The sequence below is a fragment of the Oceanobacillus sojae genome, assembly GCF_007991515.1.
Lineage (GTDB): Bacteria > Bacillota > Bacilli > Bacillales > Amphibacillaceae > Oceanobacillus > Oceanobacillus sojae.
In genome coordinates, this window is the sequence record NZ_BJYM01000004.1 from 1 (window position 1) to 13,865 (window position 13,865).

Here is a 13,865-nt window from a genome sequence, read left to right on the forward strand (position 1 = left end):
AATGTTTTTTAATTAGCAACAAAATATAATTTATCATGTTATGTAGATTATGTCAACAACTTTTTTTGCGGTGTTGCAAAAGTTTTTATCAGAAGTTGACTGCAAGAATTATAATAGCACGTAATATAACATATTTCAACAAAAACTTTTAAAACTTATATAATTTCTTTTAGTTAATAGTAAATTAAGCTGCTTTTCGTATGAATTCCAATAAATTCATTCATTTAACAAAGACTCTGCCTGAAAAATAAACAGACAGAGTCTTTTATACAAATTAATAATTAATGCTCTTCTAAAACATTTTGTGCAATATTTACAGCATGATCACCAATTCTTTCTAAATTACTTAAAACATCTACAAAAACGATACCTGCTGTTCCATTACAAATCCCCTCATTCATTCGAATGATATGATTTTTACGGAATTTACGTTCCATTTTGTCAATTTGGTCTTCTTTTTGTATAACTTCTAAAGCAGCTTCCTTATCATTCGTTTCTAAGGATTCCACAGCCTGCTTAACTGTCATATAAGTTAAATCGAACATTTTGTTTAAGTCTTCAATAGCTTGCTCCGTCAGCGAAACTTTATTTGACATTTTATAGTCAACCAACTCAACAACATTTTCAAAATGGTCGCCGATCCGTTCAATATCACGGATAGTGCTCATTAATCCGGTATGCTCTACACTCTCAGGTTCTGTTAAGTTGGTAGAAGCAATATCCACTAAATACTCTGTAATCTTACGGTCGAGGTTATTTAGTGCTCCCTCAATTTGCAGAGCCATCTCTGAACTCTTTGGATTTTGTGTAGTGATATAATTATGCGTTTCTTCTAATCCCTGATACGCATATTTCCCCATACGGACCACTTCCAATTTAGCCTGGGCAAGCGCCAGTGAAGAAGACTGCTGAAGAAAAATGGAATCTAAATGCTTTGGCTTATACTCAATAACAACATCATCCCCAGGCACAAGTTTAGTAATCAACCATGCTAAGAAGCCAATGAATGGAAACTGAATAATGGTATTTGCTACATTATAACTGCCATGGGCAAAAGCAATCGTCATTTCCTTATTAAGATTTAATGCCGTCTCTAAATAACTCACAAAATTTGTAAATGGAAACAGAAGTATCATAAAGATAACTGCACCAATCAAGTTAAAAGTTACATGTGTATATGCAGCACGTTTGGCGGCAACAGAAGTTCCAATACTAGCTATAACCGCTGTAATCGTTGTACCGATATTATCACCAAACAATACTGGAATAGCTGCATCTAACTCGATAGCACCCTGTGCAAATAACCCCTGCAAAATACCGATGGTTGCTGTTGAGCTCTGTACGATTACAGTAAAGACTGTACCAATTACAACCCCCAGGATTGGCGTATCACTCATTGTAACCGTCAGTTCATGAAATGCATCTAAAGAACGGAGCGGTGTCATTCCACTACTCATTAATTCGAGTCCAAAGAATAAAGAACCAAATCCAAATAATGCCTGTCCTACAGCTATAATCCTTTGCTTTTTAAAGAAAAAGATTGTAAAGGCACCAAGTGCTAAAATAAGTAACGAATATTCTCCAATATCAATTCCGATAATAAATGCTGTAGCAGTAGTACCGATATTGGCACCCATAATAACACCAATAGCCTGTCTAAGTGTCATAAATCCTGCATTTACAAGTCCTACAGTCAAAACTGTAGTTCCTGAACTGCTTTGAATAAGTACCGTTACAAGAATACCGGCAAGTACACCCAAAAATGGGTTGCTAGTAAACCGGTCTAAAATATCCCGCAATCGGTCCCCTGCAGATTTTTGGAGGCCGTCTCCCATCATTTTAATCCCCATAAGGAATATACCAATTCCTCCAATAAATTCAATAATTAACTTCTGAACATCGATATCCACGTAAACTTCATCCCTTCTACCTCTTATGTAAACTTTTGTAGAAATTTGCGCCTCATTCATTATTGATGATTCTAAAGAGAATGTAAACATGTATTAAGAAAAATTTACATAGATTTAATATTTGTTTACATTCAAAGAGAAAGGGATGCTTAGTTTTTGTTTTTCTCATGAAAATATGTATAATATTAGAAATAAATGCATACAAATAAAGGATTCACCTCCATTTTTATGAAGTGAATCCTTCTTCAGGGATTTCTATATAAATCAATCTTCTTGCAGCTCTTCTACACGAACACTCGTGCCGTCTACTGCAACTACTTTAATTGGTGTACCCTTTTTAATCCAGCGTCCTCCGGATACGGCACTGTAGTGTTTTTTATTTACTTCAATTGTGCCGGATGGCCTAAAGTCTGTCAGTGCCATTCCTTCTTCTCCTAATAGAGCTTCATATTCTGCACTGAGCGAGCTGTAGCCCTCTTCTTTTGTAAGTCGATCGACTAAGGCAATTTTGGTCCACATCTCCCTCCGTTTAAATACCTTTAAGAATACTAAGGAGGAAAAAGCACCAACAATGATGCTGATTACTGCATAGAGACCATTTGCAAAAGTCGGCTGAGGCATTGCAACAGCAACTATCATTAAAACCAGTCCTATTGTCGCCAGCGTTCCATCATTAATTACTTTCCCATCAATAATAATCAGTAATATTCCTAAAAAGTATATAATAAACATCAGTAAGACCGAATTGGTTTCCGTATACACAGTAAAATAAACTGTAATAAATCCTAAGCCCAATACACCAAAAATACCACGCATATTTACGAATATTTCTCCTAATATAAATAAAGTTCCGAAAAATAAAGCCAGGAATCCAATCCATTGTAATTCAACTATGTCCATACGCTTCACACCCTCTCATTGTCCTATTACTATATGTACGTATGAATGAAATAATTAGTTTCATAAAAGGAGATTTTTTTATGGGTTTTTTACGTAGAATTTCCCTGATTACTCTTATTATATTAGTTGCTGTAAGTATTTTTCAAGACTTAGCTCATTCTGGCAGCGGAATCTCCCTTTCAAATAAAACTGATTCAGAATTGCCGCCGTTTGAGGCGGTTCCTGTCAAAGTAAAGCCGGGAGATACCGTATTGAGCATTACAGAAGAAATTCAAACTGCATCTGGGTATACCGTTGCAGTCGATATTATTTTGGAAGCTTTTGAATCATTAAATCCAAATACTTCACCAATTGAAATTCAAGTACATGAAATATATTACTTTCCACTGTTTCAAGAAAAATAAAAAAAGGCTGAAATTCAGCCTAAGAAAGAAATGGAATAAAGAAAAACGCAGAAATTAGTGAAAGAATTCCAGCTATAATACCTATGATACCAAGTGTATTTGTTCCTCTGCTTCTCGCTACAAAGCCAAATACAATACTGGCAGCTCCAAGAATAACCGGCCAGGTAAAGAAAGAAATAACAGCCAAAATAATACTCCCCCAACCATACAAGGTACCTGGGTTAAAGCCCTTTTCTTCTTCAAAATCCGGCAATTCAGAATCGGTAAGCTCCGCTGAAAACTCCTCCATTCTTTTACTGTCTAATTTATTATTTATATGCTCATGCTCTGGGCCTTGCCCATGATTTGGTGCATCTTGGACATTGTTGTCCTGATTTTTATCATTCATGAAATAAACTCCTTACTTTTAGAGGATGTTCAAAGAGTTCAACAAAAAATGAATTTCTTGAACATACGCTTTTAGATTTATATGGTTAGTTTACGGAATTTAAATCATTTCAAACAGGTATCATACGGCATTGCAAGAAAAGAATGGTATAATTATTTTGTTCTTTGCATATATTTACATGATGGATGAACATAAGGTGAATAATACATCTACAAAGGGAGCGGTATTATGTCTTTTTTTATAAAAGAAATGATAAAAAATAAACTTCGTAAATTAACCTCAGGTGAAATCTTACACTACAGCAGCCAATATGGCTTCTCCATAACACCTGCACAAGCTGATCAGATAGTGAACTACTTAAGAGTTTCTTCTCCAAATCCATTTGATCAGGCAGATCGTGACCGCTTTATGGCAGAACTCGCGAAAATTACGGATCAAAAAACAGCACTGGCGGCACAGCAGTTAATGGATGAGGTTATTAAATCATATGGTCTGGAGCATTTATTTTAAAAACACCAAAAAAGATGAGCAATTTTTAATTTGCTCATCTTTTTTGTATTTATAGAGACATTTATTTGCCTTCCATAATTATTTCTTTTAAATTCTCTTGGAAATTTCCTTCACGCAGCATAGCTATTTCATGTTTATATGGTGCTTTCTTATTTTTCTTATCTGTGCCTACATATGGTGTCTCAAGAATTTTAGGCAGGTTACTAAGCTGTGGATGATGAACAACTTTGTGAAGCGCATCAAATCCGATATAACCAAAACCGATGTTTTCGTGACGGTCTTTATGTGCCCCACGGTCATTTTTACTGTCATTTACATGCACAACTTTCAGCCGGTCTAAACCGACAATTTTATCAAAAGTGTTCAATACACCATCGAAATCATTTACAACATCATAGCCTGCATCGTGAATATGACAGGTATCCATACAAATAGAAAGGTGTTCATTATGCGTCACACCATTAATAATTTCAGCCAGCTCCTCAAATGTACGTCCCATTTCAGAGCCTTTTCCAGCCATTGTTTCTAGAGCAATTTGAACATCATTTTTTTGTTCAAGCACTTCATTTAATCCTTCAATAATTTTAGGGATGCCTTTGTCTGGGCCTTCACCGACATGAGCTCCCGGGTGAAGAACAATTTGTTTCGCCCCCAGAGCCTCTGTACGCTCGATTTCACTCCGCAGAAAATTAACACCCAATTCAAATGTCTCTGGCTTCACGGTGTTACCAATGTTAATAATGTATGGCGCATGAACAACGATATCAGATATTCCATTGGACTCCATATGCGCCAAGCCTGCTTCGATATTTAATTCTTCAATAGGCTTTCTTCTTGTGTTCTGCGGTGCACCTGTATAGATCATAAATGTATTTGCACCGTATGAAGCAGCCTCTTCACTGGAGCCTAATAACATTTTTTTACCATTCATAGAAACATGAGAACCTATTTTCACCATATTTATTCCTCCTAACGCTTTTTCCTTCTTTGTTCTTTTGTCAGTTGTCTTTTAATTTGCTGTTGCTGCTGCTTCTGCTTTTTCTTGTAACCCGGTTTTACTTTCTTAGCTTTTCTTACCTGCTTCCAGGCTTCCCGATCTGTACTTGTATCTTCGGTTTTACGGCGCTGTCTCGCATTCCAGGATTTATCCTCTATCCATTCTCCCTGCTTCACCTCTACATAAGAGAATTCCAAGCCTTTTTGTTCCAATTTTTCAATTAAAGGGGCATCATTTTCTGTATATATACTGATAGCTGTCCCCTCTAAGCCGGCACGGGCTGTTCTGCCGACACGATGAATATAGAAATGCTCTTCTTTTGGAAGCTGTGCATTAATGACATGACTTACTCCCTTGATATCGATTCCCCGTGAAGCCAGATCAGTTGCAACTACATATTGATAACGCAGCTGCTGTATCTCTTTCAGGACACGTTTTCTTTCTCTTGGAGTTAAACCGCCATGAATGACACCAGCAGATAACCCGTATCCCTCAAGCACCTCTGCTAATTCATTTGCTTGTTGCTTGCCATTGGTAAAAATCAGCGCTAAATAAGGATGAATCGTCTGAGAAATTTCCCAAATAACCTTTGCCTCATCGCGATGTTTCTTCCGAATCAAACGATGCTCCATTGTCTCTGGAGAAAAATGCTCTTCTATTTTAATATACTCTGGATTTCTCAAATATTTTTTGAAGAAATGCTGCAGTCTTTGAGGAATTGTTGCTGAGAAAACAAGCAGCTGTATTTCCTGTTTCGAGCGTACTAATAATTGATCAACTTCCTCAATAAAGCCTAGATCAAGCATTAAGTCTGCCTCATCAATAACAAAGGTTTCCGCGCTATATATAGACAATGCTCCATCCTTTACTAAATCTAATATTCTTCCAGGAGTACCTACCACAATCATTGGGGGCGTTTTTAATTTTTCAACCACTTTTTGTTTATCTGTGCCGCCAACAAGCAGCTTTGCTGTCCATTTTTCCGTCTTATCAGCAATAGTAATGATTTTTCTTACTTCGTTATACAGCTGTGTTGCCAGCTCTCTCGTTGGTGCAGTAATAACAAACTGGACTTTTTTTTGATTTTCATCCAGGTTTTGAAACAATGGTAATAAAAAAGCGTGGGATTTACCTGAACCTGTTCTGGATTGGCCAATAACACTTTTGCCATCCAGAATAGAAGGAATCACTCGTTCCTGAATCTCTGTCGGTTTTCTAAATTCCAGCTCTTGAATAATATTTTGCATCGTGCTATCCAGGGATAATTCTGCAAATGTTTTTTCCATTTGTTTCCCTCCTTGTAATCTATTTTTAGAACTTCCTCTTTTATACAAATACGAACGGATCTGTATTTACTTCAGATACATAAACCTTCGACTGGAATGCAGGAATTTCCTGTATCAGCTTATTCTGTGTTGCTGTTTTCATAATCTTCTCGATATAGTGCCCGGCATCGATAACTGTCAGCCCCATCTGCTCCGCATCTTGAGCAGCGTGAAATGTCATATCTCCTGTAATATAAACATCTGCTTTTTTCCTGAGTGCATGACTGACATATTTCTCTCCGCTGCCGCCTAAAACAGCAACTCTTTTTACATTCTTTTCTATATTACCAGAAACACGCACTTGAGGCATATCTAAATTCTTTTTGACGGTGTGAATAAATTCTTTCATCGATACAGATTCATCTAAACTACCAAAGCGTCCAATTCCTACTGATTGTCCTTTATTTTCCAATGGATAAATATCATAGGCAGGCTCTTCATAAGGATGAGCAGAAATAATTGCATCAATAACCTTTGAAAGATTTCTCTTAGGCACAACAGTTTCCAGCTTTTTCTCATCTACATAGGCTAACTCATTCTTCTCACCAATATACGGGGTTGACCCTTCTAATGGCTGAAATGTGCCCTGTCCGGGACTTTGGAAGGTACAATGGCTGTAATTACCTATTTGACCGGCTCCGCCTTCATTCAGGGCACTACGTAACTCCTGCACATGAGAATCCGGAACAAAAACAATTATTTTAAATAGTGCCTCTTGGTCCAGAATTTCCAAAGGCTCCCTATTTTTCAAACCAACTGCTTCACCTAATAAATCATTTACGCCGCCTTCTGCTACATCTAAATTGGTGTGCGCAGCAAAGACAGTAATATCATTCTTTAAAAGTTTTTGGACAACCCTCCCCTTAGGATGATCAACATTTATTTGCTTTAAAGGCTGAAACAATAAGGGGTGATGCGCAATAATCAGATTAGCCTGTTTCTCGATCGCCTCATCAACTACTTCCTCTGTAACATCCAGTGTAACCAGAATATGAGAGGTTGAATCGTGGAACCGCCCTACCTGTAAACCAATATTGTCCCAATGATAGGCAAGACTTCTTGGTGCCCAACCGTCCATTATTTGAAAAAAATCAGCATGTTTAAGTGTTTGTTTCTTCATGATGAAGCTCCTCCTTAATCCAGTGTAATTCTGTTTGGAATGCAGATATTTTCTCATGATTTAATTGCTTCGCCTGTTGCATTTGAGAAATAATTCTTTTCAGATTAGCTTCCTCCAGTGTCCATTTTTTTATAAAAGCATTATTCTTTTCATTTAATAAATATGGTCCTAATAAAAGCTGTTTATCCTTTATCTGCTGATTATCGTTATATGGTGATGAAACACCCGTATTACGGTCAGCAACAAGAATTTCATAAATATGCCCTTGCTCGTCCACTATTTCCTCTGCAATCAATATAAAATCATTTTGGTTCAACCATTGTCTGACCGCTCTCGCATCGACATTAGGCTGAGCAATAATCCTTCCAGCAGATTTAGCTATAACCGGATTCTTTTCCAAAATGGAAGTAATTAATGATCCGCCCATCCCTGCAATTACAATTTGTTGAGCTTCCCCTTCTTTTAAAACAGCTAGACCGTCTCCTAATCGGACATCAATCCGCTCTTTTAATTGATGCAATTGAATTGTTTTTTTTGCGCTTTCTAACGGCCCCTGGTTCACTTCTCCGGCAATAGCTCGTGCTGTCTTATCTCTCAGGCAGACATAGGCAGGCAGATACGCATGGTCAGATCCGATATCTGCAAAATTAGCACCTTGCGGCAGGTAATCAGCAATCAGCTTTAAACGGTTCGAAAGCGGAATATTTTGGTTCATTACGTTTTCTCCTTTATTTCTGCAATAAGAAAAGCTTTCTGTACGAATCAGAAAGCTTTCATTCATTTCTTCCATTATATATTATTGATGCTCACTTAACCACTCAGTAAGTGCGTCTAAATCATCGCCCTGAAGCTGAGGGAAGGCTGGCATACCTGCATCGGTTCCGTTCTCAACGATTTCAGCAATTTCTTCCTGTGAATACTTGCTGCCGATTTCTGTTAAATCAGGCGCAGGACCACTTGCTAAATCTTGACCGTGACAGCTGGAACAATTCGTTTGGAATACTTCTTCTCCAGCGTCAGCGCTGGTTGACTCTCCGCCCTCTTCCCCTTCTGTTTGTTCGGTTGCTTCCTCACCATTCTCTTCTGCATTTTGAATTGCTTGTCTCTGATCAATACCAATCACTGAAATAATAATGACTGCAATAAGCCCTAGCCCGGCAATAATAGCATATGGTATAACCGGATTCTTTTTCATTTCGCTTCCTCCTTATGTAACACAAATATTATAAAATTAATACTATCATTAGTTTACTCGATATCTAAAAAATTTTAAAGGTTTATCCAATATATTTAAAAAAAACGACATAAGTTATTACAGCAATAATCAGGATAGCTCCAACATACTTAAATACAGGCAGCTTTTTCAAATATCCAAAAATAATCCAGCCACATCCATTTAAGATAATAGCAAAATTAATATAATTTCCTAACCCGGCAGCGTCAGCTATAAAGACAGATAACTGCAGGATATATAAAAACTGAATAAATATAAATAAATAACGGTACCGTTTTGAAATATTCGCCCGGTTTTTTGAATAAAAGAAATAATTTATAATTAACGTAACACTCAAAATACCAGACGTAATATACCAAAATGAATGGAAATAATAATCCAAAGAGATAACGCTTACTAAAATGAATAAAATAAGAGCAAAATGGATTTTTTTCCATATGGATAAAGAAACATCCTGCTTTCTTAAATCACTTTGATTCGGGATTTTAATTTCCCCGCCTTTTGTATATAATGCGAGTAAAAAATCACATTGCTCTTCCGGCAATAAACGATTTTCTTTCCATTTTAATATCTCTTGGATAATCAATTGATTTTTTTCTTGATTATTCATATTTTCACCTGTATCTTTAGCTTAATTATTTACCAAAAGATAACTATCAATAATAAGGGGACTTTCCTTATCTAAAAATCACTACTCAATAAATAGCCGTTTTAGCTTTTTTACAACTTAATACACATAATAACTGGAATATGCAAGCAACTTACGTCTAACTTGCACATTCCAGTCTGCTGGCAGGTATAAAGCCTGTGATAGCCAGGTTCTATTTTAAGCTTAATCAAGAAAATCCTTCAATCGTTTGCTTCGGCTCGGGTGTCTTAATTTACGCAATGCTTTTGCTTCAATCTGTCTGATACGTTCTCTGGTTACACCAAATACTTTTCCTACTTCTTCAAGCGTTCTTGTTCTTCCATCATCTAATCCAAAGCGCAGACGAAGTACATTTTCTTCTCTGTCTGTCAAAGTATCCAATACGTCCTCCAGCTGTTCTTTTAATAACTCATAAGCAGCATGATCTGATGGAGAAACAGCTTCCTGGTCTTCGATAAAATCGCCTAAATGAGAATCATCTTCTTCCCCGATCGGCGTCTCTAAAGATACGGGTTCTTGAGCAATTTTTAGAATATCCCGGACTTTGTCTGGACTTAGCTCCATTTCCTCACCAATCTCTTCTGGAGTCGGTTCCCGTCCTAAATCCTGAAGTAAGGAACGCTGCACACGAATTAATTTATTAATGGTTTCCACCATATGAACTGGAATACGAATCGTACGCGCCTGGTCGGCGATGGCACGTGTAATTGCTTGTCTAATCCACCAGGTTGCATAGGTACTGAATTTAAAGCCTTTGCGATAATCAAACTTTTCAACTGCTTTAATCAGACCCATATTTCCTTCTTGAATTAAATCTAAGAAAAGCATTCCCCGTCCAACATAACGTTTTGCGATACTGACAACAAGACGGAGATTGGCTTCAGCTAATCTTCTTTTAGCCTCAATATCTCCTTCTTCAATTCGGGAAGCAAGTTCAATTTCTTCTGCTGCAGAAAGTAAATCTACTCTGCCAATTTCTTTCAAATACATACGAACTGGATCATTAATCTTAATCCCTAATGGTACACTAAGGTCATTAAGATTAATTTCTTCCTCTTTTGCGATTTTCTGCATTTCGGGGTCATCCTCAGACTCACCTAGCACATCGACACCCTGTTCTTCCAGGTACTCATAAAATTCATCCATTTGTTCGGGTTCCATGTCAAAATTAGATAAACCATCAGCCACTTCTTCATAAGCAAGCGTACCACGCTTCTTACCCATGTCTACTAATTTTTCTTTTGCTTGCTCTAATGTTAGTTCGGTTTCTTTCATGTGCGAAGGTTTTTGCTCGGCCATGAGTCCCCCTCCTTCCAAATTGTTGAATTAATTTTCATTTTTCTTGCTTCTGCAGCTGAATCAGCTCCATTGCCAAACGCGCAGCTTCTAAAGGATCATTTTCCCGCTCCGCTTTCTTTTGCTGCTCTTTTAAGGTCTTTTTTGTTTGACTTTGATTAGCCTCCCGATGAATCATTCGTAAATAATCATCAATTTCTTCTTCTGTGCTGTTTTGCACATCACTGGACAAAGCTAATTCAATAACTTGATTCTTCAAATGTTCATCAGACAGTCTCTCCATAAATAAACTGATATCTGGTGCATTACCTTCTTCATAAAATGCATATAAATGTGTTGCCACAATTTTATGGTCATTTACATTAAATCCTGCTCCAAGTTCATATTGTACTTTTTCAGCTATATACGCATCCTGAAGCATGTAGGATAAAATTCTTTTTTCAGCATTAACATAGGCCGGATACAATTTTTTTTTATTTACAGATACATATTGATTAGTATAACTCTTATTACTTTGATTATCCTTATTAGCAGCAGGAACTCTTTTGTCATACTGTGTCAGCTGACTCATCAAGGTTTCTACAGACAAGTCAAATTCCTTGTGCAGTTCATGAATATAATATTCCCGTTCCAATGCACTCTCAATCATGGAAAGTTCCTTTAAAATACGCTCGATATATTCAATACGCTCACTTTCAACCTGCAGGTTAAAGTGTCTGCGCTGATAGCGCATAAAGAAACTCATATAGCTGTCACTTGTCCGTATAACTCTTTCCCTGAAAGCTTCCCCGCCGTGTTGTTGGATGTAGCTGTCCGGATCCTCTTTTGCGTCCAAATTTGCAATTCGGACATCACAGCCTATCGACCGCAGTAAAAGCGATGCTTTATAACGGGCCTCTATTCCTGCACTATCACCGTCATAACAAATAATCACTGTATCAACATATCGGTTCAAAAGCTTTGCCTGTGTTTCTGTCAATGCAGTTCCCATTGTAGCTACAACATTCTTAACGCCGGCTTGATAAGCTGAAATAACATCCATATAACCTTCCATTAAAATAGCTTCATTTTCTTTTCTGATGTGGCGCTTTGCCAAATCAAAATTATATAAAAGTTTACTTTTTTGAAAAAGCTCACCTTCTGAACTATTTAAATATTTAGGACCGCCATCACCTGTCAATGACCTGCCGCCAAAACCGACAGTACGCCCAAGCGCATTCCGTATAGGGAAAATTACTCTGCCGCGAAAACGGTCAATTACTTCATTATTGTCATTCCCTGCCAAAATGCCGCTCTTTAAAAGCATCGGCTTGGTATACCCTTTCTGCGTAAGAAACTTCGCAGTGAAATCACGCTTATTAGGAGCGTAACCAATTTGGAATTCTTCCAATGTCTCCTTTGTAATCCCGCGGCTTTTTAGATACTCTAACCCATCCTTCCCATCTTTTTGGTACTTTATTAGGTGATGGTATAATTTTGTCAGCCATTCATACGCGGAGAGCATCTGCTCTGTTTCCTCAGACAAGGATGATTCCTTTTTAATTGATGTTGTCGGTAATTCTACCCCGCTGCGATCAGCCAAGTGTTTCAGTGCCTCATAAAATGTGAAATTTTCCATTTCCATCAAAAACGAAAATACATTTCCTCCTTTTCCGCAGCCAAAGCAGCGAAAAATCTGTTTCTCTTGTGTGACCGAAAAGGAAGGCGTATTTTCACCATGAAAAGGACACAGGCCAAAATAGTTTTTACCTTGTTTTTTTAATTGAATATACTCTCCAATGACATCGACAATATCATTGGATTTTTTCACTTCTTCAATAATTGGTTCGGGTATTTGATTAGCCATTGTTACCACCAACTATTCTAAATTTTTCTTAGAGAGATTGTTCAAAATCCTCCTTTTTTAACTAGTGCTGCTTTATTATTCATTATTCGACATATTTTTTTCTTATACTCAAAAAAAATAGCCTTAACATAGTTTCTACAAAGGATACACAGAATCCTTCTTTTTTAGAGCAAATTATGATTAAAATTGCATTTTATATAAATCTGCTCATACGATTTACCATTATAATATATTTTTTAATAGATTTCTATTAATTTGTTTATAAAACTATTGAAAGAAGAAAAACATTCCGTTAGAGCAGTGTACAGAATGCTTTTCACACAATTTGCGTCTGATATTATTTGCTGCAATGTACCATTTTACTTTCTGACAGACTTTGAAGATATTAATATATGAAGTAAAAAAATATCAGGAAGTTTAATGCATTATTTTTACTGTTCTTCTTGAATAACTTTATTAATTTCTGCCTTGCCACATACGAATAATCTGATTAGCTGTTTCCTCCACTGCTTTGTGAGAAACATCAATGACAGGACAGCCTATTTTTTCAACAACTTCATTAAAAAATTCTAATTCCTGCTCAATCCTGCTTACATTTGCATAAGTTGCCTGGTCACCGAGTCCAAGAGCTTTTAAGCGCTCTTTTCGAATTCCATTCAGTTTTTCTGAGGATATGCGCAAGCCAATACATTTTTTGGGGTCAACCATCATAAGCTCTTCCGGCGGATCCACTTCCGGAACAATTGGAACATTCGCCACTTTAAATCGTTTGTGCGCCAGGAATTGAGAGAGCGGAGTTTTAGATGTTCTGGAAACACCGATTAATACAATATCTGCACGGGTAATTCCTCTTGTATCTCTTCCATCATCATACTTTACAGCAAACTCTATGGCTTCAATCTTCTTAAAATAATCTTCGTCTAATTTATGGACAAGGCCGGCTTCCAATCGCGGTTCATCGCTGAAAACCCGCTCCATTGCTTCCATGATAGGACCCATTATATCAACTGCTTCAATATCTATTTCTTTAGCACGTTTGTTTAAATAAGCACGTAATTCTGGATTAACAAGTGTAAAACCGATAAGATTTGAATTTAATTTTGCCTGTTGCAAGAATTCATCAATGGTTTCCTTATCTTCCACATATGGGATACGCTGTATTTTATAATCCCCGTTTTTAAATTGGCTTAAGCCGGCTTTAATTACCAATTCAGCCGTTTCCCCAACAGAATCAGATAACACATAAATAATTTTCTGCGCAGTCATCACGACACCCTCTCCCAGTT

The 13,865-nt window shown here is 37.0% G+C and carries 14 protein-coding genes; 2 read left to right on the forward strand and 12 right to left on the reverse strand.

Annotated features, from left to right (window positions below):
- Nucleotides 1–281: 281 nt before the first annotated feature.
- A complete protein-coding gene (locus OSO01_RS05335; RefSeq protein ID WP_147209418.1) occupies nt 282–1,910 on the reverse strand; it encodes a Na/Pi cotransporter family protein in 1,629 nt (542 codons plus the stop codon).
- A 264-nt stretch (nt 1,911–2,174) separates the two neighbouring features.
- Entirely contained in the window at nt 2,175–2,810 is a 636-nt protein-coding gene (locus OSO01_RS05340; protein ID WP_147209419.1) for an NfeD family protein, read from the reverse strand.
- An 80-nt stretch (nt 2,811–2,890) separates the two neighbouring features.
- Here OSO01_RS05340 and yqfZ point away from each other — a divergent pair, with 80 nt between their 5' ends.
- Nucleotides 2,891–3,214, forward strand: coding sequence for a protein YqfZ (yqfZ, locus tag OSO01_RS05345; RefSeq protein WP_147209420.1), 324 nt, complete (start codon nt 2,891–2,893; stop codon nt 3,212–3,214).
- Nucleotides 3,215–3,233: 19 nt separating this feature from the next.
- Here yqfZ and OSO01_RS05350 read toward each other — a convergent pair whose 3' ends face one another.
- Complete coding sequence (locus OSO01_RS05350) at nt 3,234–3,602, reverse strand: hypothetical protein (RefSeq protein WP_147209421.1); 369 nt, start codon at nt 3,600–3,602, stop codon at nt 3,234–3,236.
- Nucleotides 3,603–3,830: 228 nt separating this feature from the next.
- Here OSO01_RS05350 and OSO01_RS05355 point away from each other — a divergent pair, with 228 nt between their 5' ends.
- Entirely contained in the window at nt 3,831–4,112 is a 282-nt protein-coding gene (locus tag OSO01_RS05355; RefSeq protein ID WP_147209422.1) for a DUF2624 domain-containing protein, read from the forward strand.
- Between the two features lie 61 nt (nt 4,113–4,173).
- Here OSO01_RS05355 and OSO01_RS05360 read toward each other — a convergent pair whose 3' ends face one another.
- The 9 genes from OSO01_RS05360 to OSO01_RS05400 all read right to left on the reverse strand — a co-directional run bounded on the left by OSO01_RS05360 (nt 4,174) and on the right by OSO01_RS05400 (nt 13,845).
- Nucleotides 4,174–5,070 (reverse strand): deoxyribonuclease IV, encoded by an 897-nt coding sequence (locus tag OSO01_RS05360; protein WP_147209423.1) that lies wholly within the window; start codon nt 5,068–5,070, stop codon nt 4,174–4,176.
- 11 nt (nt 5,071–5,081) lie between these two features.
- The gene (locus OSO01_RS05365) at nt 5,082–6,395 is read right to left on the reverse strand and encodes a DEAD/DEAH box helicase (RefSeq protein ID WP_147209424.1); all 1,314 of its coding nucleotides are present in this window, start codon (nt 6,393–6,395) and stop codon (nt 5,082–5,084) included.
- Between the two features lie 40 nt (nt 6,396–6,435).
- Complete coding sequence (locus OSO01_RS05370; RefSeq protein WP_147209425.1) at nt 6,436–7,554, reverse strand: Nif3-like dinuclear metal center hexameric protein; 1,119 nt, start codon at nt 7,552–7,554, stop codon at nt 6,436–6,438.
- A complete protein-coding gene (locus OSO01_RS05375; protein ID WP_147209426.1) occupies nt 7,535–8,269 on the reverse strand; it encodes a tRNA (adenine(22)-N(1))-methyltransferase in 735 nt (244 codons plus the stop codon). The genes OSO01_RS05370 and OSO01_RS05375 overlap by 20 nt, the downstream gene beginning before the upstream one ends.
- 81 nt (nt 8,270–8,350) lie before the next feature.
- The gene (locus OSO01_RS05380) at nt 8,351–8,749 is read right to left on the reverse strand and encodes a c-type cytochrome (protein ID WP_147209427.1); all 399 of its coding nucleotides are present in this window, start codon (nt 8,747–8,749) and stop codon (nt 8,351–8,353) included.
- 82 nt (nt 8,750–8,831) lie between these two features.
- Nucleotides 8,832–9,398 (reverse strand): hypothetical protein, encoded by a 567-nt coding sequence (locus OSO01_RS05385; protein WP_147209428.1) that lies wholly within the window; start codon nt 9,396–9,398, stop codon nt 8,832–8,834.
- A gap of 222 nt (nt 9,399–9,620) precedes the next feature.
- Complete coding sequence (gene rpoD, locus OSO01_RS05390) at nt 9,621–10,736, reverse strand: RNA polymerase sigma factor RpoD (protein ID WP_147209429.1); 1,116 nt, start codon at nt 10,734–10,736, stop codon at nt 9,621–9,623.
- Between the two features lie 34 nt (nt 10,737–10,770).
- On the reverse strand, nt 10,771–12,579 hold the full coding sequence (dnaG, locus tag OSO01_RS05395) for a DNA primase (RefSeq protein WP_147209430.1): 1,809 nt from the start codon (nt 12,577–12,579) through the stop codon (nt 10,771–10,773).
- Between the two features lie 456 nt (nt 12,580–13,035).
- Complete coding sequence (locus OSO01_RS05400; protein ID WP_147209431.1) at nt 13,036–13,845, reverse strand: pyruvate, water dikinase regulatory protein; 810 nt, start codon at nt 13,843–13,845, stop codon at nt 13,036–13,038.
- Nucleotides 13,846–13,865: the final 20 nt, after the last annotated feature.